Here is a 23,535-nt window from a genome sequence, read left to right as displayed (position 1 = left end):
GAACACAATGAGCGCACTGATATGCGGATCAATGGCTTACGACACGATCATGGTTTTTCATGATAAATTCAAAAATCATATTCTGCCGGAAAAAGTCCATATTCTGAATGTATCGTTTCTGGTTCCCGTGATGCGCCGTGAATACGGCGGCTGTGCCGGCAACATTGCCTACAACCTGAAACTGCTGGGCGAGGAGTCCTTGCCGATGGCGACGGTCGGTCATGATTTCGAACCCTATGCCCAATGGATGTGCCAGAACGGCCTGTCCAGCGAATTCATCCAAATCCTGGACGGTCATTATACCGGCCAGGCCTATATCACGACCGACGAGGAAGATAATCAGATCACCGCCTTCCACCCGGGCGCGATGAACTTCTCGCATTTGAATTCCGTACCCGTGGACCGCGATATCTGCATCGGCATCGTGGCGCCGGATGGCAAGGAAGGCATGCAGTTGCACGCCGAACAGTTCGCCGAACTGGACATCCCGTTCATTTTCGACCCGGGCCAGGGCATGCCGATGTTTAATGGCGAGGAACTGACCAAGTTTCTGGATCTGGCGACCTGGGTGACCCTGAATGATTATGAATCGGAACTGATGCAACAGCGTACCGGCCTGTCGCTGGAGCAAATAGCCGAGCGTGTCGAAGCCCTGGTCATTACACTGGGCGGCAACGGCTCCAAAATTTACACGCGCGGCGAATGCATTAATATTCCCGCCGCTAAACCCAAAGCCCTGCTCGATCCTACCGGCTGTGGCGATGCCTATCGAGCCGGACTGCTGTATGGCTTGATGAACGAGATGGACTGGGAGACAACAGGCAGGGTCGCCTCGTTGATGGGCGCGATTAAAATCGAGCATCATGGCACCCAGAACCATGGCTTTGACATGGAGGCATTCAGGGAAAGGTATCGCGAAAATTTCGGCTCCTCACTGTAATAACGCCTCATGCTGAAAAATACACAAAACCTGTTGGCCATCATGTCCCGCCTGCGCCATCCCGAACAGGGCTGCGAGTGGGATATCAAACAGGACTTTTACAGCCTGATCCCTTATACGATCGAGGAAGCCTATGAAGTCGCCGATGCGATAGAGCGCGACGATCTGGATGACCTGCGCTCGGAACTGGGCGACCTGCTGTTGCAGGTGGTGTTCCATTCCCGCATCGCCGAGGAGCGCGGCCTGTTCGATTTCGAGCAGGTTGCGGCGGCCATTTGCGAGAAACTGGTGCGCCGGCATCCGCATGTGTTTTCGGATGCGGTTTTTACCAGCGACGAAGAGCGCAAACAGGCCTGGGAACAGGCGAAAGCTCTGGAAAGACAGCAAAAAAACAAGGCCGAGAAACAGGACAGCGCGCTATCGGGCGTAGCGGTCAATCTGCCGGCCCTGGTGCAGTGCGAGAAAATTCAGAACCGCGCCGCCAGCCACGGCTTCGACTGGCCCGAGGCAGGCCCGGTTTTCGACAAGGTTATGGAAGAGCTGGATGAGGTCAGGGAAGCCTGGCAATCAGGCGATCAGGCACATGTTCAGGAAGAAGTCGGCGACTTGCTGCTGGTGGCCGTGAATCTGGCCCGGCATTTAAAGGTCAACCCCGAAATCGCGCTCAAGGAGAGCACGAAAAAGTTTTCCCGGCGCTTTCAATATATCGAGCAACAGGTTCAGGCTTCGGGCCGCGATCTCAGAGACTGCGAACTGGCCGAACTGGATGCCTTCTGGAACGAGGCGAAAGCGGCGCTGAAAAAATAGGGCTATTCCCGCACCGGCCGCTTGTCCAGTTTCCGTTGCAATGTACGCCTGTGCATGTGCAAAGCTCTGGCGGCAGCCGATATATTGCCGTCATGCTGCATCAGGACTTTCTGCAGGTGTTCCCACTCCAGGCGCTTGACCGATAAAGGGGTTTCGCTGATCGATACCGACGAGTCGCCTTCGTTTTTATGCAAGGCATTGACAATTTCATCGGCATTGGCCGGTTTGGTCAAATAATGCACGGCCCCCAGCTTGATCGCTTCAACGGCGGTGACGATACTGGCGAAGCCGGTCAGCATCACGATCTGCGTGTTATCATCCAAAGAAATGAGTTTCTTGACCAGTTCCAGGCCGGACTCATGGCCTATGCGCAAATCGATCACGGCATATTCCGGCAGGTTTTGCTCGGCGAGCTGGATGCCGCTTTTGACATCGTTGGCCACCAATACCTCATAATTTCTTTTTTGCAGCGCGCCCTTGAGCACATTGCAAAAAGTCTCATCATCATCAACAAGCAACAGACGCGGTTTATCAATATCCTGAGTGGTCATCATTATTCTCCGTATTTAAAAGGGGCAGCGTGATTTCTACACAGGCACCACCGGATTCTAAATTATAAAAATAAATTTTACCGCCTAAGCGATTGATCGTGGAATAAGTCAAAAACAGCCCGACGCCCAGACCGTGTTTTTTGCTGATGACAGGCTGCTTGCCTGCCAAATCCACCAGTTCCGGCGGCAATCCCGGGCCATAATCGCGAATCTTGATATGGGCAAGATTCATATCCCACGAGGCGTGGAACTCGATGCCCAGTTCGGGAGGAGATGCCTCGGCCGCATTGTTCAGAATATTGACAATTGAGTGGGTCAGCGTGCGCTCCGCTATAATTTTAGCGTCCGCGGCAACACAGGGGTTAATAAACAAATTTAATTTGACGCCGGGTTTGTGCGTGCGCCATTGGTTGAGCACGCTGTCTATGTATTCGGTCAGCGGCATGACCCGTCCCGATTCGGCGCGCATTTCGCCGGCCGATGCCGACATGACCGACAGCGCCGCCTTGCAGCGGTCAATCTGTTCCTGCATGATCAACACTTTATCGTGCAGATCAGGAAAACGATGAATCGGGTACTCCTGCTCCAACTCGTGAGCGACGATGGCAATCGTGCCCAATGGCGTACCCATATCGTGGGCCGCGCTGGCGGCCAAGGTGCCCAATGACACGACGCGTTCGTCCCTTAATGCGTTTTCACGCGCCTCAGCCAGATACCGCTCCTGGTCCCTCAAGGTTTTAGCCAGTTCAACGACAAAGAATGCGACCAGTCCGGCACTGAAAACGAAACCGAACCACATACCGAACATATGCAGATTGAAATAATGCTTGTCGCTCATGGCATGCATTTTCTGCAGCGAATCATAACGCGCCATGTCCATGGGCATCAGGTCCGGGTTGGGCATGTGAGGCTCTATCGACGGCAAGGGAATATTGTAGCCGATCAATATCGTATACATGGACGTGGTCAGAATCACCATATACCAGGCATAGGATTGCGGCAGCATGATCGCGGTAATAATCAGCGGCAGCAGGAACATCCAGATGATCGGGTTGGAAGCGCCGCCGGTCAGGTACAGCAAGGAGGCGATCCCGAAAACGTCGATGGCCAGCTGTGAGAAAATTTCCAGCTCGGTGACCGGGTCCTCCGTTTGCAAGCGCATCCAGGTATAGAGATTGACAGCGGCTATCGATAATATGACCAGCCACAGCTGCTCCTGCGGCAGGCGGATGTTAAGACCGTAAATGGATATGAAAACCAGCCCCGCCTCACTGACGATCATCAGATTTCTGAGGATAAAGAGCCATTTCAGGTTTTGTCGGGCAGAAATCTCTGATTTAGGCGAAACGTGTGAAAGCATTGATTAAATAAAATATAGGGAATAAATGTGTTATTTAAATTTACCGGTCTTGCCGGGTAAAATCCATTAGTAATTTGACTGCGACAATATGCCACATTTTTATTTGTAAAATCCGTTGCTATTATTAACCTAACTTTTAAGGTTCTGTTAGAGCCTGATAGCTGAAAGTTGCGTTATATCTTCCTAATGTATTTCTTTGAGGCGGTTTTTTTAACCGCCTTTTTTTTGTCTGCTGTAAACAGGCTCGAACCCTGCCTTCGCGCAGCCCCGCCCTACTCCGCCCTGTTTCAGACACAGTCCATGCCGGAGCCGCGCCAAACTGAATCTTGTCTCACCGACATCACAGCAATCAGGACGCATACCTCGTCGCCGTCACACCGGCGGCCTTCCCGTTGATCAGGCAACTGCTATACTTCCCCTCAGCCAAGCAAACCTGTCTCCATCACTGCAAACTTTACCAACATGCAACTTGTCGCCCTGTTACTGATCGGTTTTTCGCTTTTCACTGCCGCTTTACTGATTCTGGGCAATATTCTTCAGCACAGGGAGCCATACCCGTTATCATCGAAACTGGCCGGATTTGCGCTCGTCATCAGTCTGGCCGCCATTCAATGGCTGCATTTGCAGTTCATTCTTGAGCAGGAAGACCAGACCTTTTCACCTTTATATATACTGCTGCTGTACTGCATCGCTCCCAGCTTTTATTTTTACAGCCGCCGGTTATTGGCCGCGCCGGCCCGGTTAAGCCCGTGGCAACTGTTACACGCGCTTCCTGTGCCGGCCAGCCTGTATATTCCGTTGAACGGGGCATTGCCGCTGGCATTTCTGATCGGCAGCGGTTATCTGCTGTGGCTGGCGGTAACGGTTTACGCGATGCGCCGGCAACGCCGGCGCTTTAAGTTTGAGCTGCTGGCCCTGGCCGTGTTTTTCGCAATTGCCATAGGCGTGGTCGCGCTGGGATTTATCTGGCCGCTGCTGACCGAATCGGCTTTCATCGCCAGCTACAGCATTCTGATCGGCCTCGCCTTTTTTGCCGTAACGCTGACATTGCTGCGTTTCCCTTCCATCACGGCCGACGTGGCCGAAGCCGCGCAGGCGGCCTATGCCGAATCGACGCTGAAAAACGTCGATCGCCAGGCCGTGCTCGCGCATCTGGACAAACTGATGCGGGAGGAAAAACTTTATATGCTCGAAACCTTGAATCTGGCGATGCTGGCGGAACAGCTGCAATTAACCCCGCATCAGTTATCCGAACTGATCAATACCGAGTTCCAGCAAGGATTCTCCCGCTACATTCGTCAGCACCGCATCGAAGCCGCCAAGAAACTGCTGCTGGCCGAGCCCGAGGCTTCGGTGCTATCGATAGGCCTGTCGGTCGGATTCAGCACCCAGTCGAATTTTTATACCGCCTTCCGCGACATGGTCGGCATGGCTCCGGGGCAATACCGCAAACAGTTGCAACAGCGCGGACAGGACACGTTCCAGGGCGTGGCGCTTCCGGATCGAGACTGACCGATCCGTGCCGGTCCGGCACTCATTTCCTTACAGAATTATCATTTTGCAACTCAATAAGCAATTGATTACTAAGAAAATGATTATTTTTTATTCCTGATCTATCAATCAGGAAGGCCCATCGCTTCCACCTCGTTATTGTGCAGTCACCCCAACAACCACGAGGTGATTTTCATGACTTACGTACTCTATCTGTTACTGCTGCAAGCTGTCCTGGGCGGCTTCGACGTGCTATGGAACCATGAATACCGGGAACAGTTGCCGCAGCGGCCTTCCGCGGCGCTGGAGCAAAAAATACACGGCGCAAGAGAATTGCTCTATGCCTGCTTTTTTTTCGCGCTGGCCGGCTTTGAATGGCATGGCTGCTGGACTGTTCCGTTATTCCTGATCCTGATCATCGAACTGGCGCTGACGGCCTGGGATTTCATCGTCGAAGACCTGACCCGTAGGCTTTCCGCCGTGGAAAGAACCACGCATCTGCTGCTGAGCGTGAACGGCGGCGCGTATCTGGCTTTGCTGATTCCGGTCCTGTGGCGCTGGAAAGACCAGCCCGGCCAACTGCTCGCCATCGACTACGGCATCCTGTCCCCGCTATTGGCTGGCTTCGGCTTGGCCGTGCTGCTGTGGGGATTCAGGGATCTGATCGCCGGCCTGCGCCTCTCTCGCCCATATATCTCTTCCGGGAGCCGCTCATGAATATTTTACTGACCGGCGCCAGCGGTTTTATCGGGCGCCATACCCTGCGAGCGCTGGAGCAGCAAAATCACAACGTGACCGCCTGCTGCCGCAACGCTGAAAAACTGTTTTTCAAATCGGCGGATACAACTATCGTGCAATTGGATTATGCGGCTGTGTCCTGCGATTCCGATTGGCTGCCTTACCTGCAAAACATCGATGCCGTCATCAATTGCGTCGGCATTATTGCCGAATCGCCGGGACAGACGTTTCATCGGCTCCATGCGCAGGTTCCTGCGAGCCTGTTTCGAGCCGCAGAACAAGCCGGAGTCAAGAAAATCATCCAGATTTCCGCGCTCGGCGCAGACGCCTACGCGCAGTCGGCCTATCATCTGAGTAAAAAAGCCGCCGACGATACGCTGAGAAATCTGGATCTGGACTGGTATGTCCTGCAGCCCTCCATCGTGTATGGCGACGGCGCGCAGAGCATGGCCCTGTTCCAGGCACTGGCGGCCTTGCCGATGCAGCCGGTTATCGACGGCGGCCGGCAACTGCTGCAACCCGTTCATGTCAGTGATGTCGCGGATACCGTCCTCCAGTGCCTGAAAGCGGAAGCGCCGGCCCGGCTGACCCTGCCGCTGGTCGGCCCGGCCCCGATAGGCTTCGGTCAGCTGTTGCAGCAGCTGCGTCGGCGCCTGGGCAAAAAACCGGCGCCGACGATTTCGCTGCCGGGCAATCTGGTACGGCGCTTTGTCTTCATCGGCCGATGGCTGGGCGAGCCGGTCTGCAATGCCGACAACATCACGATGCTGCAGCGGGGCAATACCGCTGATGCCGGGCCGGCTGAGGCGTTTCTCGGCCGCGCCACCCACAGTCTTGAGCAACGATTGCTGCCGCAACCGGCCAGTCAGGCGGAACGCTGGCATGCCGGCCTGTATTTTCTGCGCCCTTTGTTGCGCCTGTCGATTGCCTTTCTGTGGCTGTGGAGCGGCATCGTTTCCCTTTTCTTCTACCCGCATGAGCAAAGTTACCGGTTTTTGTCGGCGACCGGCGTGACCGGCATTGCCGCGCCGATCACGCTCTATGGCCTGGCGCTGCTGGACATCGCGCTGGGCCTGGCCACTTTGGCCGCTTACCGCCCGCGCCGGCTGATCCTCATACAGTTAATCCTGGTATTGCTTTACACCCTGACGGTCGGCATCGCGCTGCCCGAATTCTGGCTGCATCCGTTCGGGCCGGTGCTGAAGAATGTCCCGCTGCTGATCACCCTGCTGGTTTATTTACATCTGGAAGGAGAAAGACCATGAGCTTTTTGATACTCAAACTGATCCATATACTCAGCGCCATCATTTTATTCGGCGTCGGCCTCGGCACGGTCTTTTACAAGATCATGGCCGATCACAGCAGCAATCACGCCGCCATCGCCGTGACCAGCCGCCATGTGGTGCAGGCCGACTGGTGGTTCACGACGCCTACGGTCGTCATTCAGCCGCTCACGGGCATTCTGATGGCCCGGCAACTGGCCATGCCGCTGAGCGAGGGCTGGCTGCTGCTGACCGCTATTCTGTATGTATTGACCGGGCTGTGCTGGCTGCCTGTCGTGTATCTGCAGATCCGCATGCGCGATATCGCCAACGCTGCACTAGCTAAAAATCAGCCGCTGCCGCCCCGATACCGTTATTATTCCCTGATCTGGATGTGGTTGGGCGTTCCGGCATTTTTTGCCATGGTCGGCATCACCACGTTAATGGTGTTTCACGGTTCATTATGGAGTTAACTCATGCCTCACATACCTTTGTTACAGAAAACGCTGGGCGAAGACTGGCACCGACTGCCGCCGGTCATCCAGAGGCATTACGCCGTCTGCCCCGGCTTCGGTTCCAGCGTGCACGGCGTCATGGAAATCGGTTATCCATCCGGCCTGCTGCCGTTAATCAAGCTGATTCACCTGTGCGGCGGACTGATCGCCAGACGCGGAGAAACGGTAGAAACCCGGGTGCAAAAAACGGTGCCTCTGCAAACGGCGGAATTATGCTGGCAACGCACGCTGACCTATCCGGACAATCAGAAGGACAGCTTTCAGTCGCGCATGGTTTACCTGCAAGACCACGAACTGATCGAATACGTCCGCTTCGGCTTCGGGTTGCGCCTGAAACTGAGCGTCGACAACGGCAATCTGATTTACCGCAGCAATGGCCATGTCTGGCAATGCGGCGGATTCCGGCTGACCTTTCCCGACTGGCTGTTGCTGGGGGCGGCGACCATCGTCGAACGGCCCGAGTCCGACCGGCAGTTCAGTCTGGACTTCAGCATCAGGCATCCGCTTTTCGGCCTCACCTATTATTATCGGGGTGTTTTTCGTTATTGCGAATAATTCGGTACCGCGAATAACAAGGTGGGCGCAGCAGTGCCTCAGGAAGCCATAAAGTTAAACCTGTCAAGCTGTGGTAAAATTATGCATTTTATTAGAATCAACAAATAACAACATGTTTTTAAAAGAATTTTATTGCATTCATGAGGGCAATGTCAGTATTTCCGCCGAACAAGCCAGTACATTCGCCAAAGAAATGGCGCATGATTTCAACCCTTTACACGATGCGGATGCCAAACGTTTCTGCGTACCGGGCGATTTGCTGTTCTCACTGGCATTGGAGAAATACGGCCTTAGCCAAAATATGCACTTTACCTTTTCCGGCATGGTCGGTCAGGGTGTGCTGTTGAACTTCCCCGACAGCGACGCCGACCTGATCGATGTAACCGACAATCAGGGTAAAACCTATTTACAGATCGAACGTTCAGGCGACCTTAGTCGGGATTCAGCATTGATTGAAAGTTTTACTCGCGATTATGTGGCTTTCTCAGGACAGAATTTTCCTTATGTGCTGGTTCCATTATTAGCCGAGCAAAACGTTATGTTTAACCTCAATCGGCCGCTGGTGATTTACGAAAGCATGACCTTGTCATTTCATCATCTTAACTTTCAGCAAGCGTCCGTTGACATGATGGAACCGAAAATGGAAGTCAATGGCAAGCGCGCTTCGGCTTTTTTACACTTTCAGATCAAGTCGGGCGAAAATGTGGTTGGCACAGGCTTTAAAAAACTGGCGATCAGTGTGTTGAATGGTTATGAATCCGAGCCGATGCAGGCATTTGTCGATGAATATCTGGCCAGGAAAAACGGCTACCTGGGTAATTTGACTCCTGCCGCATTAAGCGCTCGATAATAAAAAGATACCATTTCCAATGGACGTTAACCTGGTATCAACGGTTCCTGCGCAGAATGATCCTTAACCAGTCGCTTGAACTCCTCTCCTTGGCAAGTCTCAGCTCACTGCTTAGCTTCAACTTTTAAAAAAATTAATCACCTGTTACTAAATGATGTTACGCACGGTGGGCATCCCGTTTGCCGCGCCGAGCACCGCAGCTTTCGCCGAGAAGCCCGAAGGGGCGCTTCATGGATGAAGCGCGTTGCCAAAGGGACAGGAGTCCCTTTTGGCAACCCTCGGCGAAAGCGAGGAGCACAGGATGCAAGCGGCAACCGGGCGGCTTTTTCTTTGGTTACTTTCTTTTGGCCGCGCAAAAGAAAGTAACTCGCCTTCGGGTGCGATAAACCCGATTAAATCAAACCGTCGCGCTAGCGACACCTTAATTAAATCGATCTAACTTCAACTGGCCGCGTAACATCAGTTACTAATAAGGAACGTGAATTTTATAATTCCCGTTCCTAATGATCGGTTTTCACTGGCTGATTGACTGGCGAAAACCGATCATAACCTGTCTCAGACATCAATAAATTCCCAAGCCTAACCTCTGGATTCTCAAGTGTTCCAGACAGCCGAAGTCAATATGGGCCAATGAACATTTTTGCCTGGATTGTCCTGTTTTGGTGCATACACAATTTATTTCAGGGCAAAGAATGTGGCGCGATTCAGATAAAATCCAACTGAACCACCTTAATCCGTTGAATTAAACTGATTGGCACAATCCATGCTGTAAACCCGATGGTGCAATGGCGCATCCTCTTCCCTTCAACAATGGCGTTGGAAAATGGCTTGTTTCAAACAAGCGGCGATAACTTTAATTGGTCCATTGTTCCCGCCTTGCTCAATTAGATTTTACAAAAAACGGGGCAAAAAAACTCGTTTCAAGGGAAGCAATAGCTTGCGAAATCAGGCTGATTCAAACGAATGAAGGTGTTCTTGAACCGACGCCCCAATTCATTGTGTATCCAACTTTTTAAAGGTGAGTTATGTCCTATCTGATTCCTTCAGAATTTGTCACAAAGATGGTCGATGCGGGTGAATCCAAAATTTTCATGTCAACCAGAGATACCTTGATCAGGGCTTATATGGCCGGTGCGATCCTGGCGCTGGCTGCCGTATTTGCGGTCGCTGTTACTGTCCAGACGGGCTCCCCGATTTTTGGTGCGATTTTATTCCCTGTGGGTTTTTGCATGCTGTATTTACTCGGATTCGACCTTCTGACCGGGGTTTTTGTTTTGACGCCGCTGGCATGGCTTGATAAACGTCCGGGCGTGACCCTTGACGGTGTTTTCAGAAACTGGGGACTGGTCTTTACAGGCAATTTCATGGGCGCCCTAACCGTGGCGGTCATGATGTCGATTGTCTACACCTACGGTTTTTCCGTTGAACCCGATGCAGTCGGTAAGAAGCTTGCAGGCATCGGTGAGGCGCGAACGCTGGGCTATGCCAAATACGGGGTGGCCGGCTGGTTCACGATCTTTGTCAGGGGCATGCTTTGTAACTGGATGGTATCGACGGGCGTAGTCGGAGCGATGATTTCCACTTCCGTCAGCGGCAAGGTGATCGCCATGTGGATGCCGATCATGCTGTTCTTCGGCATGACCTTCGAGCACTCGGTGGTCAACATGTTTCTGTTTCCGTCCGGTTTGATCATGGGGGGAAATTTTTCGATCATGGATTACTTTATCTGGAACGAGATTCCGACTGTTTTGGGTAATCTGGTCGGCGGGCTGGCGTTTACCGGGTTGACATTATATTCCACGCATGTAAAAACCGCACCGAAACGCGCCTATGCGGCAAGACAGGAAGTTTAGGATTTAGTAAAAAAATAATTCCCGTTTTGCAAATGAAGCTAGCGCTTATGTGGGGGCGAATTCATGTATGCCCTATGGGTACTTGTGCCTTTTGGGTATTCGCCCCAGGCGACCTGGGCATTTTCCCGAAGCAATTTTGCCGAGGGAAAATGCAAAGCTTCCCGCCCGAGTAATTTTCATTATCCCAGCCTCCGCCCGATGAAGGGCGGGGATTTAACCCATAATTCATTAATCTTCCAAGGATCTCATAATGACACGCAACGAAGTCACCGAATTGATCATCGCACAAAAACTGCGCAAGCAACTGACATGGCCTCAACTGGCCGACAGCATCGGCCAGAGCAAGGAGTGGACCACGGCCGCCCTGCTGGGGCAGATGACGCTCAGCGCCGAACAGGCCGCCAAGGTGGGCGCACTACTGGAGCTGCCCGCCGAGGCTGTCGAACAGCTGCAAGTCGTTCCCTACAAGGGCTCCCTGCCCACCACTGTACCGACCGACCCATTGATTTACCGTTTCCACGAACTGGTCAATGTCTACGGCACCACCATTAAAGCATTGATTCACGAAGAGTTCGGCGACGGCATTATGAGCGCGATCGATTTCAGCATGGATCTTCAACGCGAACCCGATCCCAAGGGTGACCGCGTCAGGATCGTGATGAGCGGCAAATTTCTGCCTTACAAGAGTTACTGAGGATCGCAGCCCCATGCGCGGCCGACGCCCCGTCGGAATGCAGACATGTCCGGTCAATTGAAAATCTCCGCAGGCCAGTATTCCGATAAAGGCCGTAAGGAAACCAACCAGGATTTTCACGGTGTTTATATCCCGAAAGAGCCGCAGTTGAGCACAAAAGGCATCGCCTTTGCCGTGGCCGACGGAATCAGCAGCAGTGATGTCAGCCATATTGCCAGTCAAGCCGCCGTGGCAGGTTTTCTGACGGATTATTTTTGCACCTCGGAAGCCTGGTCGGTCAAGAAATCGGTACAGCGGGTTCTGATGGCAAGCAACTCATGGCTGTATGCCCAAACCCGGCAAAGCCGGTATTGTTACGACAAGGACAGAGGCTATGTCTGTACCTTGAGCGCGATGGTGATCAAATCCACCACCGCGCATATTTTTCATGTCGGCGATACCCGCATTTACCGGTTACGTGATCGTGATCTGGAACAGCTCACCCATGACCACCGGCTTTGGGTTTCGCAGGATAAAAGCTACCTCAGCCGCGCCCTGGGGATCGACTCCCATGTTGAAATTGATTATCAGGCCCTGGCCGTGGCAGCAGGCGATATTTTCCTGCTCGCGACCGATGGCGTTTACGAGTATGCCAGCTCGCGTTTCATGGTCCATGCCATCAACGCATGCGGGGATGATCTCGATAGCGCGGCAAAAACGATCGTCGACGAGGCTTACCGGCAAGGCAGTACGGATAACCTGACGGTCCAGATCGTCAGAGTTGAAAGCTTGCCCGTACAGGATGCCGGAGAGCATTACCGGTCGTTAACCGAGCTGCCGTTCCCGCCCGTACTGGAAGCACGGGCGCAGTTTGACGGCTACAGCATCGTCAGGGAGTTGCATGCCAGCAGCCGCAGCCACATTTATCTGGCGGTCGATAATGAAACCAGCTCGCAGGTCGTGATAAAAACCCCGTCCATTGACCTGAGGGGCGATCCGGCTTATCTGGAACGCTTTCTGATGGAAGACTGGATCGCCCGGCGCATCAATAATGCGCATGTGCTCAAACCTTGCGCACAGACGCGGAAGCGCAATTTTCTCTACGTCGCCACCGAATTCATTGACGGCCAGACCTTGAGGCAGTGGATGATCGACCATCCGAAACCGGACCTGGAAACCGTGCGCGGGATTGTCGAACAGATAGCAAAAGGCCTGAGGGCTTTTCACCGGCTGGAAATGCTGCATCAGGATTTGAGACCCGACAATGTCATGATCGACGGCTCCGGCACGGTGAAGATCATCGATTTTGGATCGACGCGCGTCGCGGGCATTATGGAAATTACTTCTCCCGTCGGGCAAAACCCGATACTCGGCACCGCCCAATACACGGCTCCGGAATATTTCCTGGGCGAGCAGGTTTCCGAGCATTCGGACCTGTTTTCATTGGGCGTGATCGCTTATCAAATGCTGACCGGCAAGCTACCTTATGGCGCCGAAGTGGCCAAATGCAAGACCAGAGCCGCGCAAAACCGATTGATGTATGCCTCTGTGTGTAATCAAAATAGCGAAATTCCAGCCTGGGTTGATGATGCCATCAGGAAGGCAGTACATCCAAACCCTTACAAGCGTTACCAAGACTTATCCGAGTTCCTGTTTGACCTGCGTCATCCGAATCAGGCGTTTCTGAACAAGACCCGCCCGCCGCTTTTGGAACGTAATCCCGTGGCTTTCTGGCAAGGCGTTTCCTTTATCCTGGGGATTACCGTCATAACGTTATTGATCAAGTGACAAGGCCAATTGCCTGGTGTTATGACAATGGCGGTGCGTTTTTACTTCAAGCCCTGTCCCTGCTCTGCTCCCAGCGCGCAAACCACTCGGTCAAATCGAGGCTGTCGCCCAGACCGCGGAGACGATGATCGATAGCGTCCTGGTTGCCCCACACCACTTCGGCCCAGGCGCCACCGGCCACGCGCGATTCGATGTCCTTACAGTAAAGCCCCTGGCCACGCTGGACATAAAATCCGTACGTGCGGCAAGCCACCGGGCGGTGCTCATAAACCAGGCAGGCCCCCGCCGACTGGTCCAACAATGGGCAGACGACGGGACGTGATGGTTGCGCGGCCAGCACGGCGATGGCCTGGCCAATCTCCCGAAGTTGCTCCGGGGGCAGCGCGGCCAGTCCGTCCCGCAGCCATGCCCATTCCGCCGCTGTAAGCCTGGGCACTTCGGCAAGCCGTCGGCAACAGCCATCACAGCCCAGGCGGCACAACCAATCAGGATTGTCGTCGCGAACAGCGTGTACGCGCGCGTCGATATCAGCATGGAGTTGGATAAGCGTGTTCATTTTGAATCCGGTTTTTGTAATTGCGCTTTGTTAAAAGCCTTTATTTGGGGTTGCGTAATGATGGAGTTGAAATGTCGAGTGACCGGAATAATACCCTAAAACATCATTCACCGTTTATGGATCTGATAACAAGCTGGCCCGACCCAAGACAGTCAACACAGAGCAGTTTTACAATCGATTGACATGCGCCTGATAATAGGCGCTAATGCATATTTTCGTACCCTTGATCTTCAAGCCCTTTATTCAGCAATGTCTTAAGGAGTTGATAATTTCATGCGCGGTGAGTCACAGTCTTCCTGTCCAGGCGCTCATCGATGGCTGCCGAAAGTCGTTCTGCTGCTGGTCCTTGCCCTGAGTGCGGGCGGCTGCAATTTGCTCAGAAGCACACTGGAATTGCCGGAAAAAGGCATCCGCTCCCTGTTTTCGCTCAACCAGGAAAACGGCGCGGCCGATCCCATCGAACTGCAATCCCAGTTGCTCCGCTTTGCCAACAACGCTATCGGAGCGCTCAATCTTGCCTCCGGCAAGCTGCAGCACGAAGATAATCAGCTCTCCCGAAGGCGTATCATTCTGATGCGCCGCATCACCACCACCAATGATATATTGGCCATTGCCACCGGAGACAATGCCTATGTCAATCTGCTCGATATGGTTATTTTCGCCAGCCTGAACCGGATGAATGTCGAGGACCATTGGATGCCCACGTTCTACGGCGAGTCAGCCCGGCCCTATCTGCACGCCTCTCAAGAGGTAGAGAAGGAAATCTGGCGGATTGCCGCGACGATACTGAAAAAAGAACAACTCTCGGAACTGCGTGCTTCCATCCGCGCCTGGCACGAACAGCATCCTGATGCGCGCTCGCCCCGTGATCTCGGCTCGCTGGGCTTCGCGTCCGAAATCGCGCGGATGAAACGCGAGCCCCAACCCGGAATCACCAGTAGTGTCTTCGACCTGTTATCCATCGATCCATTCGCGGATCTCGACCCCGCAACTCGCGAACTGGCTGATACCCGCCTGTTCGCGGAACGCGGCATGTTCCTGGCACGGCACATGCCGACGCTGATCCGCTGGGAAACCGAATTACTGGTTATCCAGACGGCGGAAATGCCCCAAACGGAAAAGCTGTTGGCCAACACCGCCCAACTGTCCGAATCGGCGGACCGGTTCAGCCGGACAACAGAACGCTTGCCCGATTTCATCAGCGGCGAGCGCCGGCAGGTCGTCCAGGCCCTGGACGAGCAACAGCCAAGACTCATGAGTCTCGCCGCCCAGGCCGAGAAAACGCTGGACGCAGGCCAGCGGATGTCCGATGCCTCCAACGCCGCCCTGAAGTCGTTTCAAGACGTGCTGCTGCAACTCCGGACCTGGCCATCGAACCCGAACAAAGAGCCTTTCCGCATCAGCGACTACACTGCCGCCGCAGCGCAGATCAATGTCGCCGCGCAGGAACTGGCGAGACTGCTGCAAACTTTCGAGCAGATCCTGGCTCCCGGCAAGGAATTAGTGGACTATACGCTCAGGCAAACCTTGTTTTTTGGCTTGATGCTGATGGGCTCCGCTTGCCTGATGGTGCTGGCTTCCGCCGTGGTTTTCTGGCGATTGAAGAAGAAGTTTGCTTGAGCTATAGGTTGATGGTGGCGAGGAATGCAGGAGCAATGGATCGTAGGCTGGGTTGGAGCTTTGCGGAAACCCAGCTTTGGCAACTTCGAAATGCTGGGTTTATCAACCCAGCCTACGAGCTATCGCCTATTACGCCCTACAGTTGCACCTTATCGCGTTACCAGTTGGCGAAAACCTATGCAATGCAACTCGAACTCAACGGTCAATGACTTAAGGATCAGGGTCTCGTCTCAATCAGAGAACAGTGGATCAAGTTTCATTATAGTTGATGAACCGCCCGGTGCGGACCTGCATGCCGGTAATGTGGGGAATGGGGCTAGATCCCCGGTTGCCCGATCAGCCATTATCGTGCCTTTTGGCCCTGTAGCTATCAAGGGACGGCCTGGCACAGTAAATGAACTCTATGAAGTACTTGCGTTCGTGCCAGAAAACTTCAAGGTCGTAGAGGCAGAACGAATACCGTGCAGGGTCCTCAATCCACCCGGTTTCCGTTTGGACTGAAACGGATGTAAAGAGCTCGTTATCATTGCCCCACCATGCGAGAACAAGGTAACGGAAGCTTGCGCCATCATGGAATATAGCGAATGCCGGGGTAGCGGCCCATGTTACAGCCTTACGCTTCTTTACCTCCGTGAGACGCGAGAAATATGGAGCTTGGCTTACTGGCCGGTCTTGCACCGAGATCGTATAGATCTTGATCCCGTCCGGATCGAGCCACGTCGGATGACTCTCTATTCTTCTAGGGGTGTACATGTTGATTCTTTAATGGCTAACGACAAGCATAACCGGACACAAAAAGCGGAGCAGAGCGTAGCTTTTTGCGGTCTGTATTTATGCGCTTGTTGTGCGTCTTTTTCATTACAATTGCACCTTATCGCGTTGGCGATTGAAGAAGAAACTTGCTTGAGTTATAGGTTAATGGTGGCGAAGGATGTAGGGGCAATAGCTCGTAGGCTGGGTTGGTAAACCCAGCTTTTGGCGTCTTCGAAATGCTGGGTTTACCAACCCAGCCTACGAGCTATCGAAAGTCCAATATTGCATCTCTTTCAAATCTTCTGAGACTTCTACTATCTGCGGAGTATTAATTCCATCGCTATTAATTTTGAATCCTACAATATATGTTTTATTTTGGTATTCCCACCCATCATAAGTATTTTGCAAATCAAGCTGTAACTTTTTACCACTACTTGAAACAATTCGTCCATCTTCATACCACTTTTTACTAATAGGTGGATTCGCGTGGCATACAGAAAAAATACTTATTGTAAACAAAAATAAACCGAAAAGTAGCTTACATTTTTTCATAGTATTTATGCACAATAAAAATTGTTTTTGGTTTAAAGGCACCAAGCCCATAAGAAAACCTCTATCCGCTGGCTTTAGATGAATACAACCAGGGAGATGACTTAAGCTCTACCTTTTTTTCCACGGCATGCTCAGCCTCATTTTGAGGCTTTTCTATTGATTGATAGAGCCATCCCGCTCATGCCACTGTTTAACGGCTTTAAAGTCCAGGCCAAATTTACCGAGAAACTGGATAACCCGGTGGCTGTCATTAGCAGAAGCTTTGTTTAACCGACTGACATTGAAGAGTTTCCTGCCCGCTTCCGCGGCGGTTTGCGAGTCCTGGCAGATTCGGATGACGCCGGCCAGCTGCAGCCGGTCGAACAGATCGACGGGTTTGTCGAGCAACAATTCAACGGCGGACGCTTCATTCCTTCCGCCTGATTGCCGCCAATCGTGCCGCAGGCGCCGGATTTCTTCCTCCACTGTCTCCTGCGTAATCCGGCCGCCGTCGCTCAGTGTCGCCATACGGGTGATGCTGGCGTTGAGATCGCGGAAATTGCTGTTCCAGATAGCTTCCGGCGATTTGGCAAAGCGCAGATAGCGGTCCCTGGCCTGTTTATTGAAGCCGATCAACGTGTTGGCTTTCTGGCTGTATTTTTCCAGTTCGTAGTCGATATTGGCTTCCAGGTCTTCCAGCCGCTGTTTCAGCGACGGCAATTCATACGACCACAGGTTGATGCGGGCCAGCAGGTCTTCCCGGAAACGCCCCTGCTCGACCTGCTGAAACAGATTGCGGTTGGTGCCGGCAATCAGCTGAAAGCGGCTGCCCGCTTCCTTGTCTGACCCCAACGGCATGAAGCGCTTGTCCTCGATCGCCCGCAGCAGCATGGCCTGCTCGTCCAGGCCCAGTTCGCCGATTTCATCGAGAAACAGCAACCCGTTGTCGGCTTCGGCCAGCAAGCCTTTACGCGCCGTCGCGGCGCCGGTGAACGCGCCCTTGACATGCCCGAACAGCGCCGACATGGCATTGTCGCCGCGCAAGGTGGCGCAGTTGACTTCTACCAGATTCCCCGGAAGCTGGCCCCGTTTCTTTTTCAGTTGATAAATGCGTTTGGCCAGCAGCGATTTGCCGGAACCGGACGGCCCGGTCAGCAGGATCGGCTCCCGGGAGCGGATCGCCACCTTCTCGACCTGCTCGATCATCCTGTTGAACGCCGGATTGCGCGTTTCGATGCCGCCTTTCAGGTAATGGGTGCCCTCCTGATGCTCCCTGGAAAAGCGCGAGGCGATCAGGTCGTATTTGGACAGGTCGAGATCGATGATCTGATAATGCCCGGCAACCGTTTCCCGACGTTGCGGCGGCGAGGTCTGGATCAGGCGCCCCGGCAGATAACGGGCTTCGGTCAGCAGATACAGGCAAATCTGTGCGACATGCGTGCCGGTGGTGATGTGCAGCAAATACTGCTCGTGTTCGATATCGAACGGATAGCTGCGGGCGAAATCCAGCAATTCGGCATAGACGCTTTCGAAATCCCATGGGTCGAGCAGACTGATAATGTGATGATTGACCTCGGTTTCCGGCGAGACGGTTTTAATGTCCTGGCTCAACTGACCGGCGATGTTCTGGAAATCCCGCTGGAATAACAGCTCCAGTCGGTCGACCACCAGGTCTTCGTGCTGACAAAGCGATAAGGTGGGCCGCCAGCGTTCCCAGCGTTTGCCGTTAAAGCCGCGATGGTCGAGCGTTGTGCCGAGCAGGCTGATGACAACGGTTTTCATGCTATCTATTCCGATAAATGGTTATCCAGTTAAATAACAATAACTATAGCTCATCCTTAAGAATATGCCTGCTGGTTGACGTAGTCAGTTGATTCTTCGTGAATTAATTTTTGAATGCCGACCTGGCACCGCATTTGCATTATCAGGAGCGCTGGAGATAAAAAACAAGGAACAAACATGAATCAACAAAATTATGAAGTCACCCAGATCGCCGGCGGCGTGCCGATCAAATCCTGGACGCGCGGCGTGCATTTTGAAGAAGAAGCCCGCCAGCAGTTAATCAATCTGTCGAGGCTGCCGTTTATTCATAAATGGATAGCGGCGATGCCGGATGTGCATCTGGGCAAAGGCGCGACCATCGGCAGCGTCGTGCCGACCGTGAACGCGATTATCCCGGCAGCGGTGGGGGTGGATATCGGCTGCGGCATGATGGCGGTCAAAACCGGCATCCGCGCCGACCAACTGCCCGATTCCCTGCGCGATGTCCGGCACGCGATTGAACGCGCAGTGCCGCATGGCCGGGAAATGCAGCGCCATCGCGGCGGACGCGACAAAGGCGCCTGGGGCGAACTGCCGAACGATGTCGCCCTGGCCTGGTCCGGACTTGCCGAACCGTTCAACCAGCTCTGCGAAAAATACAAACTGCTGAAAAACACCAACAATGCCCATCATCTGGGTACTTTGGGAACCGGCAACCATTTCATCGAGGTCTGCCTGGACGAGAGCGATGCGGTATGGGTGATGCTGCACAGCGGTTCACGCGGCGTCGGCAACCGCATCGGCACGCATTTCATCGAACTGGCGCAGAAGGAAATGCAGCGCTGGCAGATTCAGCTGCCGGATCGCGATCTGGCCTATCTGCCCGAAGGCTCCGAGTATTTTGCCGACTATGTGCAGGCCGTGGAATGGGCGCAGCACTTCGCGCGCGTCAACCGCGACGTGATGATGGCGCGGGTTTTGAAAACCCTGTCGGTGACGCTGAATCTGGATTTTGAAGCCCGGCTGGCGGCGGTGAATTGCCACCACAACTACGTCAGCCGCGAGCATCACTACGGCAAAAACGTGCTGGTAACCCGCAAAGGCGCGGTGCGCGCCGGCCTGGGCGAATGGGGCATCATCCCGGGCAGCATGGGCGCTAAATCATTTATAGTGCGCGGACTGGGCAACGAGGAAAGTTTTTGCAGCTGCAGCCACGGCGCCGGCCGGGTCATGTCGAGAACGGCGGCGAAAAAGCGGGTGTCGCTGGAACAGCACATCGCCGCGACCGAAGGCGTGGAATGCCGAAAGGACCAGTCGGTGATCGACGAAACGCCGGCCGCCTACAAACCCATCGAACAGGTCATGCAGGCGCAAAGCGATCTGGTGGAAATCATGCACACGTTAAAGCAGGTGGTTTGTGTCAAAGGCTAGCAACATGATCGAGATCGACGGCGCCCAGGGCGAAGGCGGCGGCCAGGTGCTGAGAACGGCGCTGTCGCTGGCCGCCTGCCGCGGTGTTCCGGTGTATATTCACAATATCCGTCAGGGCCGCAGGAATCCCGGCCTGATGCGCCAGCATCTGGCTTGCGTCAGGGCTATTGCCGCCGTGTGCGGCGCCGAAGTCAGGGGCGCATCGATAGGCTCGAAAGCGGTGATGCTTATCCCCGGCAAGATCAAAGCGGGGGATTACCGGTTCGTCGTGGGCAGCGCCGGCAGCAGCACGCTGGTATTCCAGACCGTACTGCCTGCCCTGCTGATGGCCGACAAGCCCTCGCGGCTGACGCTGACCGGCGGCACCCACAATCCGTTGGCGCCCAGCTTCGACTTTATCCAGCATACGTTTTTGCCGGTGCTGCGGCAAATCGGCTGCGGGTTCGACGCCAGACTGGAGCGCTACGGCTTTTATCCGGTCGGCGCCGGACAATGGACGGTCACCATCGAGCCGCCGGCAAGCTTTCGGAAACTGACGCTGGAAACGCGCGGCCAGCTGCTCGACGTTGAGGCGCATTGCATCAGCGCCGGGATTCCGGGTCATGTGATTCTTAGAGAAAAGCAGCAACTACTGCGCCGGCTGAATTGGGCGGACGATGCGGTCAGCGTCAGCCAGGTGGAATCGCTGGGCCCCGGCAACAGCGTGATGATCAAAGTGCGTTATCCCCAAATCACCGAAGTGCTGGAAAGCCATGGCGCAATGGGCATCAGCGCCGAGCGGGTGGCAAACCATACCGTTGATTTGCTGCATCGCTACCAGGGCTTCGCCGCCCCAGTGGGGCATTATCTGGCAGATCAGTTGCTGCTGCCGCTATGTCTGGGCGCGGGCGGCTCGTTTGTCACCGGACCGTTATCCGGACACTGCAAAACCAATATCGACGTGATCAGGCGAATGCTGGATATCGATATTACTGTCGAGGAAATTGAACCGAAAAGGCAGTGGCGGGTGGCCATCTGATATATGCAAAAAGGCGACGCCAACAGTAAGCACTTTAATCGAAGTCGCCCCCACACTGCGTACTTGGATAAATCCCGTTTTTATAAAACCCGGGCTCGCGGGCAAAAAAGCTCGTAGGCTGAGTTGGAGCTTTGCGTAAACCCAGCCTGCGAGCTATTGAAATTCGGGAAGCCATATTAAATCAGTGATGCCTGGATCGATGCCGTGCTGGCTCAACAATGTTGTGATCTGGCCCCGATGGTGCGTTTGATGGTTAAAAAAATGAATGACAGCAAACCAGAGAGGATAGCTTCTAGGCTTAGGGGTCACGGCGCTTGTGTAATGGAGAGTGCGGTTAAGCTCCGAATCCGTCAGCGATTCGGACCATTCAATGATGCTGCCGTCGGTTTTCTCCCGCTCTGCACGAAGCTGTAAGAAATCCGGATAAAGTTCTTGATCAAGGGATTTGAATGCAAAAGGCTGCCCCATGAAACGCCCCATCCATATCCGGTCGGCGAGCAGGGTATGATTCAGCGTGCCATGGATGGACTTGAAGAAGGCACCCATGTCGCGTTTCAGCGCCTCAGCTGGGATCGTCGAACAACTATCATAGATGCGCTCGTTCATCCAACGGTTATAGCCGGCCATCGTGCGCGTATAGCTGGTTATATTCGCCTTGCTTGTCATTTGTTTATTGGTTATGCAATCAGGCATATCGAATCTCCCAGTAACACTGATCTTTTCCGTAGGTTTCTAATATCCTCGACCATAGCCTCAAGGAACCCTGTTCCACTTCGGCCATTATACTAAGGATTTGGCTAAAAATGACTTCCTGAAACTGGAATCTTGCATAGGATGCGCTGACCAAAAGTAGGCGCTCCAGGCGGCGCAATGAAGCGCATCGATCGCGAATGATGCGCCTCCTGTCGTCGGCGCATCCTATGTTTAAACAGGGAAATTATTGACAATCAAATCCTTAAGCGGCGTATGTTCGTAAGCATTTCCAGATGTGCTTTCCGGATACTTGAGCGATTGATAATAATCATCAATGCTTATGTTGGACTTTTTGCAAGATTCATCCAACGGATGATACTAACTGCCCAATGTTTACATACCGCCATATTACTCAGTCAGCCTTGTTCTGACGAGTAAAATTTGCGGAGTATTCATGGCATGCGAATAGTGCGAATGAATTCGCACCTACAGTTTATCCGTCATAATTAAATTGACTGAGTACTAGAACTGAAAAGGCAGTGGCGAGTGATCATCTGATATACGCAAAAAGGCGACGTCAACGGTCGGCATTTTAACCAAAGTCGTCCCTGCACTGCATGCTTGGATAAAACCCATTTTTATAGAATCCCGGCTCGCGGGCAAAAAAAAGCCCGTCATAAGACGGGCTTTTTTAAAACGGTCAAACCGAATCGATCAGTTTTTGGTTTTATCAACGATCTGGTTGGCCTTGATCCAAGGCATCATGCTGCGCAGTTTTTCACCGACAACTTCGATAGGATGCTCTGCATTCAGGCGACGTTTGGCTGTCATTTCCGGATAGCCGGTCATGCCTTCCAGGATGAATTTCTTGGCGTATTCGCCGTTTCTGATGTTGTTCAGCGCTTCGCGCATCGCCCAGCGGCTTTCGTCGTTGATGACTCGCGGGCCTGTGACGTACTCGCCATACTCGGCATTGTTGGAGATCGAGTAGTTCATGTTGGCGATGCCGCCTTCGTACATCAGGTCGACGATCAGTTTCAATTCGTGCAGACACTCAAAGTAAGCCATTTCAGGCGCGTAGCCGGCATCAACCAGAGTTTCAAAACCGGCTTTGACCAGTTCAACGGCGCCGCCGCACAATACCGCCTGTTCGCCGAACAGGTCGGTTTCGGTTTCATCGCGGAAAGTCGTTTCGATGATGCCTGAACGGCCGCCGCCGATAGCCGAAGCGTATGACAAGCAAATGTCCTTGGCTTTGCCTGATGCATCCTGATGGATAGCGATCAGATCAGGAATACCGCCGCCGCGGACAAATTCCGAACGTACGGTGTGGCCCGGCGCTTTAGGCGCGATCATGATTACGTCCAGGTCGGCGCGCGGCGTGATTTGGTTATAAAGAATCGAGAAACCATGCGCGAATGCCAAGGCAGCGCCTTGCTTGATATTCGGCTCGATTTCGGTTTTATACAGTTGCGCCTGGAACTCGTCGGGTGTCAGGATCATGACCACATCGGCGCCGGCTATGGCTTCTGGCACGTCTTTTACGGTCAATCCGGCGCCTTGCGCTTTCGCCACGGAGGCGGAACTCGCACGCAAGCCAACGACAACATCAACGCCGGAATCTTTTAAGTTGTTGGCATGGGCGTGACCTTGTGAACCGTAGCCGATGATGGCTACTTTTTTACTTTTGATGATTGAAAGATCAGCATCTTTGTCGTAATAAACTTGCATGGGTTTTCCTGTGTTTTATGTTTTTTAAATTTCAAACCAGGCCCGGGGAACCGGGCGC

Annotated in this window: 21 protein-coding genes; 14 read left to right on the top strand and 7 right to left on the bottom strand. The window is 53.5% G+C overall.

Annotated features, from left to right (window positions below):
• The first annotated feature begins 7 nt into the window (after positions 1-7).
• Together METMA_RS0112165 and mazG are read left to right on the top strand one after the other, a co-directional pair.
• Entirely contained in the window at positions 8-940 is a 933-nt protein-coding gene (locus METMA_RS0112165) for a carbohydrate kinase family protein (protein WP_027147279.1), read from the top strand.
• Between the two features lie 9 nt (positions 941-949).
• Positions 950-1,747, top strand: coding sequence for a nucleoside triphosphate pyrophosphohydrolase (gene mazG / locus METMA_RS0112160; RefSeq protein ID WP_020159367.1), 798 nt, complete (start codon positions 950-952; stop codon positions 1,745-1,747).
• Between the two features lie 2 nt (positions 1,748-1,749).
• Here mazG and METMA_RS0112155 read toward each other — a convergent pair whose 3' ends face one another.
• Together METMA_RS0112155 and METMA_RS0112150 are read right to left on the bottom strand one after the other, a co-directional pair.
• Positions 1,750-2,298 carry a response regulator transcription factor gene (locus METMA_RS0112155; RefSeq protein ID WP_020159366.1) on the bottom strand — a complete coding sequence of 183 codons (549 nt, stop codon included), beginning with the start codon at positions 2,296-2,298 and terminating at the stop codon, positions 1,750-1,752.
• The gene (locus METMA_RS0112150; RefSeq protein ID WP_027147278.1) at positions 2,279-3,658 is read right to left on the bottom strand and encodes an ATP-binding protein; all 1,380 of its coding nucleotides are present in this window, start codon (positions 3,656-3,658) and stop codon (positions 2,279-2,281) included. Before METMA_RS0112150 ends, METMA_RS0112155 begins: the two co-directional genes overlap by 20 nt.
• Positions 3,659-4,120: 462 nt before the next feature.
• Here METMA_RS0112150 and METMA_RS0112145 point away from each other — a divergent pair, with 462 nt between their 5' ends.
• From METMA_RS0112145 to METMA_RS0112105, 9 genes are all read left to right on the top strand, one after another.
• The gene (locus METMA_RS0112145) at positions 4,121-5,170 is read left to right on the top strand and encodes a helix-turn-helix domain-containing protein (RefSeq protein WP_020159364.1); all 1,050 of its coding nucleotides are present in this window, start codon (positions 4,121-4,123) and stop codon (positions 5,168-5,170) included.
• Positions 5,171-5,344: 174 nt separating this feature from the next.
• The gene (locus METMA_RS0112140) at positions 5,345-5,866 is read left to right on the top strand and encodes a hypothetical protein (RefSeq protein ID WP_020159363.1); all 522 of its coding nucleotides are present in this window, start codon (positions 5,345-5,347) and stop codon (positions 5,864-5,866) included.
• The gene (locus METMA_RS0112135; protein ID WP_020159362.1) at positions 5,863-7,152 is read left to right on the top strand and encodes an SDR family oxidoreductase; all 1,290 of its coding nucleotides are present in this window, start codon (positions 5,863-5,865) and stop codon (positions 7,150-7,152) included. Before METMA_RS0112140 ends, METMA_RS0112135 begins: the two co-directional genes overlap by 4 nt.
• Entirely contained in the window at positions 7,149-7,622 is a 474-nt protein-coding gene (locus tag METMA_RS0112130) for a DUF2269 family protein (RefSeq protein WP_020159361.1), read from the top strand. The genes METMA_RS0112135 and METMA_RS0112130 overlap by 4 nt, the downstream gene beginning before the upstream one ends.
• A 3-nt stretch (positions 7,623-7,625) precedes the next feature.
• Complete coding sequence (locus tag METMA_RS0112125) at positions 7,626-8,219, top strand: DUF4166 domain-containing protein (protein WP_020159360.1); 594 nt, start codon at positions 7,626-7,628, stop codon at positions 8,217-8,219.
• A 112-nt stretch (positions 8,220-8,331) separates the two neighbouring features.
• The gene (locus tag METMA_RS0112120) at positions 8,332-9,069 is read left to right on the top strand and encodes a DUF3581 domain-containing protein (RefSeq protein ID WP_040591177.1); all 738 of its coding nucleotides are present in this window, start codon (positions 8,332-8,334) and stop codon (positions 9,067-9,069) included.
• 1,025 nt (positions 9,070-10,094) lie between these two features.
• Positions 10,095-10,922, top strand: a complete 828-nt coding sequence (locus tag METMA_RS0112115) for a formate/nitrite transporter family protein (protein ID WP_020159358.1) — start codon at positions 10,095-10,097, stop codon at positions 10,920-10,922.
• Between the two features lie 250 nt (positions 10,923-11,172).
• Entirely contained in the window at positions 11,173-11,616 is a 444-nt protein-coding gene (gene cynS / locus METMA_RS0112110) for a cyanase (RefSeq protein WP_020159357.1), read from the top strand.
• 45 nt (positions 11,617-11,661) lie between these two features.
• Positions 11,662-13,383, top strand: a complete 1,722-nt coding sequence (locus METMA_RS0112105) for a bifunctional protein-serine/threonine kinase/phosphatase (RefSeq protein ID WP_020159356.1) — start codon at positions 11,662-11,664, stop codon at positions 13,381-13,383.
• A 46-nt stretch (positions 13,384-13,429) separates the two neighbouring features.
• Here the strand turns inward: METMA_RS0112105 and METMA_RS0112100 are convergent, their stop codons facing one another.
• Complete coding sequence (locus METMA_RS0112100; protein WP_020159355.1) at positions 13,430-13,939, bottom strand: YkgJ family cysteine cluster protein; 510 nt, start codon at positions 13,937-13,939, stop codon at positions 13,430-13,432.
• Between the two features lie 273 nt (positions 13,940-14,212).
• Here METMA_RS0112100 and METMA_RS0112095 point away from each other — a divergent pair, with 273 nt between their 5' ends.
• Positions 14,213-15,559 (top strand): hypothetical protein, encoded by a 1,347-nt coding sequence (locus METMA_RS0112095; protein WP_020159354.1) that lies wholly within the window; start codon positions 14,213-14,215, stop codon positions 15,557-15,559.
• Between the two features lie 1,011 nt (positions 15,560-16,570).
• On the opposite strand, the gene METMA_RS0112085 is transcribed toward METMA_RS0112095, so the two are convergent.
• On the bottom strand, positions 16,571-16,864 hold the full coding sequence (locus METMA_RS0112085) for a hypothetical protein (RefSeq protein ID WP_156830491.1): 294 nt from the start codon (positions 16,862-16,864) through the stop codon (positions 16,571-16,573).
• 153 nt (positions 16,865-17,017) lie between these two features.
• Positions 17,018-18,625, bottom strand: coding sequence for an RNA repair transcriptional activator RtcR (rtcR, locus tag METMA_RS24505; RefSeq protein ID WP_020159351.1), 1,608 nt, complete (start codon positions 18,623-18,625; stop codon positions 17,018-17,020).
• Positions 18,626-18,802: 177 nt separating this feature from the next.
• Between rtcR and METMA_RS0112075 the strand changes: the two genes are divergently transcribed.
• A complete protein-coding gene (locus METMA_RS0112075; RefSeq protein WP_020159350.1) occupies positions 18,803-20,035 on the top strand; it encodes an RtcB family protein in 1,233 nt (410 codons plus the stop codon).
• A gap of 4 nt (positions 20,036-20,039) precedes the next feature.
• The gene (gene rtcA, locus METMA_RS0112070) at positions 20,040-21,053 is read left to right on the top strand and encodes an RNA 3'-terminal phosphate cyclase (RefSeq protein ID WP_020159349.1); all 1,014 of its coding nucleotides are present in this window, start codon (positions 20,040-20,042) and stop codon (positions 21,051-21,053) included.
• Between the two features lie 153 nt (positions 21,054-21,206).
• On the opposite strand, the gene METMA_RS0112065 is transcribed toward rtcA, so the two are convergent.
• Together METMA_RS0112065 and ilvC are read right to left on the bottom strand one after the other, a co-directional pair.
• Entirely contained in the window at positions 21,207-21,746 is a 540-nt protein-coding gene (locus tag METMA_RS0112065; RefSeq protein WP_020159348.1) for a DinB family protein, read from the bottom strand.
• A 714-nt stretch (positions 21,747-22,460) separates the two neighbouring features.
• Positions 22,461-23,477 carry a ketol-acid reductoisomerase gene (ilvC, locus tag METMA_RS0112055; protein ID WP_020159346.1) on the bottom strand — a complete coding sequence of 339 codons (1,017 nt, stop codon included), beginning with the start codon at positions 23,475-23,477 and terminating at the stop codon, positions 22,461-22,463.
• Between the last annotated feature and the right edge of the window lie 58 nt (positions 23,478-23,535).

It is taken from the genome of Methylobacter marinus A45 (assembly GCF_000383855.1).
In the GTDB taxonomy this organism is placed as follows: domain Bacteria; phylum Pseudomonadota; class Gammaproteobacteria; order Methylococcales; family Methylomonadaceae; genus Methylobacter; species Methylobacter marinus.
The sequence above is the reverse complement of the archived record's forward strand: the minus strand, read 5'-3'. Positions and strand labels throughout refer to the sequence as shown.